The following is a 3,962-nucleotide window of genomic DNA, read 5'->3' as shown; positions in this document are numbered from 1 at the left end:
GGTGTTGGGCAGCAGGACGGATTTCGGCTTGGGAAACATTGAGACGGTCTCGTGACAAGGGCGGGACTGATGCAGCCTTAGCGAATGCCGGGCCGCAGCGGAAGGCGGGAACGGGGCTTATGGCCGATAATTGCGGCAGTTTGGTAACGGGAGAACGCGCCCCTTTTGGCCGCACCATCCGAAAGTTGCAGAACAACCCCATGCACAGTAGCCGCCCGCTTGCGGCTCGGCGCTCGCTGGTTCGACGCAGGGTTTTGACTTGCCGCGCTAAATTGCGCCAAAGGCGCAACGCTGCCGAATTGGGGCGGCAATGAGCCTTTACTGCTCCAGCACCATCTGGCCGTTGGCGTATTCGAAGCGCTTGAGGCGGGACAGGAAGGACAGGCCGAGCAGGTTTTCCGACAGCGCCTCGTCCGGCAGTACCATGGCGTCGACGTCGCGCACCACGAGGCCGCCGACATCGAGCATGGCGATGCGGGTGCGCGCGGCTTTGATGGTGCCGTTGGCGGTGGAGACGGTGGCGTTGTAGTCGCCGCGCGAGGGACGCAGGCCGAAACGGGCCGCCGAGGTCTCGTTCAGCGCCACCACGGAAGCACCGGTATCAACCATGAAGCCGATGCGCTGGCCGTCGATGCGGCCTTCGGTCTGGAAATGACCGCGGCCATCACGGGCGATGTTGAGGGTCCGGCCGCCGGCCGGCGCCGTGGACGCGACCGCCACCATCGTGCGTGGGACCGATGTGGCGGACGCCGAGCTCATCCTGTCCGCCATCTGCGCCATGAAGGTGCCGAGACCGATCATGACGGCCGCGATGATCACAATGTTACGCATCACACCATTTCCGAGCCAACCGCTCGATTTCACCACGCGCCAGCCCGATCCGCGAGCGACGCCGCGGCCGGGCCGGTGTCATTTTGACGAAAAGGATGAGCGGACGGTTAATAAGCCCTCACGTCCCGCGCGGCTTGGCACGCCGGGTCGGCACGGCGCTTGCGGGATCGTCCGGCCAGGGATGGCGCGGATAGCGGCCGCGCAGGTCGGAGCGGACCGCGGCGTAGCTGCCGCGCCAAAAGCCGGGAAGATCGCGTGTCACCTGCACCGGGCGCTGCGCCGGCGACAGCAGCTCCAGCACCAGCGGCACCTTGCCCGCGGCGATCGACGGATGGGTGTTGAGGCCGAACAATTCCTGCAGCCGCACCGCGATGGTCGGCCCCTGCTCGGCCTCGTAGTCGATCGCGAGCACGCTGCCGGTCGGCGCCTCGAAATGCGTCGGCGCCTCGCGATCGAGCCGCGCGCGCATTTCCCAGGGCAGCAGCGCCATCAGCGCGTCCGAGAGATCGCCCGGAGAGACATCCTTCAGCGCGATCTTGTCATAGAGCGCGGGCACCAGCCAGTCGTCGCGGCGCGCGATCAATCCATCGTCGGACAGGTCGGGCCAGCTGTCACCCTCGGCCTTGCGCAAAAACATCACGCGGTCGCGCCATTGCTTTGCGGCCTTCGACCAGGGCAGCCGGTCGAGGCCGGCGGCGATCAAACCATCGGCGAAAATACGTGCGGTTTCTTCCGAGGGCGACACCGCCATTGTCGCCTCGGAAAGTGTGATCGCGTGCAGCACGCGCTTGCGCCGCGCCCGCAGCGCCATCGCGCCGCGATCAAACGAGATCTCGTCCGTGCTCGCGATATGTTCGGCAAAATGCCGCTCGATCTCGGCCTCGGTGATTTGCGCGGCGAGCAGGATGCGGCCGCTCGCGGCGGTGCCGGTCATCTCGCCGATCGCAATATAGGGCGCGCGGGCAAGCGAGGAGGTCTGCTCGACGGCGGCGCCGCGGCCGTTGGCGAGCACAAAGCTGCCATTGCCGCGATTGCGCGCGACGCGGTCCGGAAAGGCATAAGCGAGCATCAGGCCGGTCGAGAGCTCCTCCGGCTGCCCCGCCTTCTCCGAGGCTGCGACCTGCGAGGCCCAGCGCCGGGCGAGATCGCGCGCGCTTGCGGCACGTGGCGAGCGGTCGCGGCGGAACTGATCGCGCCGGTGTTCGAGATCGACGCTGTCGCCTCCTAACCCGCGCTCGGTGATGATGGCCGCGATCTCGGCGGCGGCTTCACCCTCGCCGGCGCGATGCGAATCCACGATCATGCGCGCCAGCCGCGGCGGCAGCGCCAGCGCACGCAGGCTTTTTCCTTCTGCGGTAATGCGGCCGTCAGCATCGAGCGCGTTGAGCTCTTCGAGCAGACTCTTGGCTTCCTTCCAGGCAGGTGCAGGTGGCGGATCGAGGAACGACAGCGCAGAGGGATCGGCGACACCCCATTGCGCGAGATCAAGCACCAGCGAGGAGAGATCGGCGCTCAAGATTTCCGGCTGGGTGTAGGGTGCGAGCGAAGCCGTCTGCGGCTCGTCCCAGAGCCGGTAGCAGACACCCGGCTCAGTGCGGCCGGCGCGGCCGCGGCGCTGGTCCACCGCCGCACGCGCGGCGCGTACGGTCTCGAGCCGGGTGAGGCCGATGTCGGGCTCGTAGCGCGGCACGCGGGCGAGCCCGGAATCGACGACGATGCGGACGCCTTCGATGGTGAGCGAGGTCTCGGCGATCGAGGTCGCCAGCACCACTTTACGCATGCCCTTCGGCGCGGGCGAGATGGCGCGGTCCTGCACGGCGGCATCGAGCGCGCCGAACAGCGGCACGATTTCGATGCTGGTATCCTTCACGCGCTCGGCCAAGAAATTCTGGGTGCGGCGGATTTCGGCGGCGCCCGGCAGGAAAGCCAGCACCGAGCCGCTGTCGGCGCGCAATGCAGAGGCGATCGCATCCGCCATCTGCCGCTCGATCGGTGCATCGGCCTTGCGGCCGAGATAGCGCGTCTCGACCGGAAAGGCGCGGCCTTCACTCTCGACGACGGGCGCATCGCCGAGCAGCTTTGCGACGCGCGCGCCGTCAAGTGTTGCCGACATCACGAGGATGCGTAGGTCCTCGCGCAGGCCGGTCTGCGCGTCGCGCGCCAGCGCCAGGCCCATGTCGGCGTCGAGCGAACGCTCGTGGAATTCGTCGAACAGGATGGCGGCAATACCTGACAATTCAGGATCGTCGAGGATCTGACGGGTAAAAATGCCTTCGGTCACCACCTCGATGCGCGTCGCGCGCGAAATCTTCGAGCCGAAGCGGACGCGGTAGCCGACGGTCTCGCCGGTCCGCTCGCCGAGCGATTTGGCCATGCGGTCGGCACTGGCGCGCGCGGCGATGCGGCGCGGCTCCAGCACGATGATCTTTTTGCCTTTCGCCCAGGGCGCATCGAGCAGTGCCAGCGGCACGCGCGTGGTCTTGCCGGCGCCGGGAGGGGCGACGAGCACGGCGGCGTTGTTGCCCTCCAGCGTGCGCGAGAGGTCGTCGAGCACGGCGTCGATCGGGAGGGGCGTGTCGAAGGTGCGGGGCAAAGAATCATCCGGTCGTCATGCCCGGCCTTGTGCCGGGCATCCACGTTCTTTCACCGGCGAGTGAACAAGACGTGGATGGCCGGGACAAGCCCGGCCATGACGGAATTATGCGGGGTGGTGGATCAGCCCCGCGCCGGCGGACGGCCGACGCTTTCATAGGTGAAGCCGGCGGTGGCCATGTCGGTGGGACTGAAGATGTTACGGAGATCGACGACGACGGGCTGGGCCATGGTCGCCTTCAACCGGTCGAGATCGAGGCCGCGGAACTGGGTCCATTCGGTGACCACGACGACCGCATCGGCGCCTTGCGCGCAGGAATAGGCGTCCTCGCAATAGGTGATGTTGGGCAGCTCGCCCTTGGCCTGCTCCATGCCGACCGGATCGAAGGCTTTCACCTTCGCGCCCATGTCGATCAGGCCCGTGACCAGCGGGATCGACGGCGCATCGCGCATGTCGTCGGTATCGGGTTTGAAGGTGAGACCCAGCACGGCGATGGTCTTGCCGCGCAAGCTACCGCCGAGCGCCTGGCTCACCTTGC

General features: G+C 67.3%; 3 protein-coding genes. All 3 read right to left on the bottom strand.

Features of this window, described 5'->3' with window-relative positions:
• Positions 1 to 318: 318 nt before the first annotated feature.
• Complete coding sequence (locus tag HYH08_RS37255; RefSeq protein WP_220014799.1) at positions 319 to 831, bottom strand: TIGR02281 family clan AA aspartic protease; 513 nt, start codon at positions 829 to 831, stop codon at positions 319 to 321.
• Between the two features lie 118 nt (positions 832 to 949).
• Positions 950 to 3,424, bottom strand: coding sequence for an ATP-dependent helicase HrpB (gene hrpB / locus HYH08_RS37250; protein ID WP_220014798.1), 2,475 nt, complete (start codon positions 3,422 to 3,424; stop codon positions 950 to 952).
• A 122-nt stretch (positions 3,425 to 3,546) separates the two neighbouring features.
• Positions 3,547 to 3,962, bottom strand: a 416-nt coding sequence (locus tag HYH08_RS37245) for a UDP binding domain-containing protein (protein WP_283844203.1), incomplete at its 5' end; no start/stop codon positions are given.

It is taken from the genome of Bradyrhizobium sp. BR 10289 (genome assembly GCF_019455385.1).
Classification (GTDB): domain Bacteria; phylum Pseudomonadota; class Alphaproteobacteria; order Rhizobiales; family Xanthobacteraceae; genus Bradyrhizobium.
This window is presented reverse-complemented; position numbering and strand designations above follow the sequence as displayed.

Excerpts from the sequence above, each read along its gene's own strand:
- HYH08_RS37255 (WP_220014799.1), bottom strand. The coding sequence starts at position 831 with ATGCGTAACATTGTGATCATCGCGGCCGTCATGATCGGTCTCGGCACC.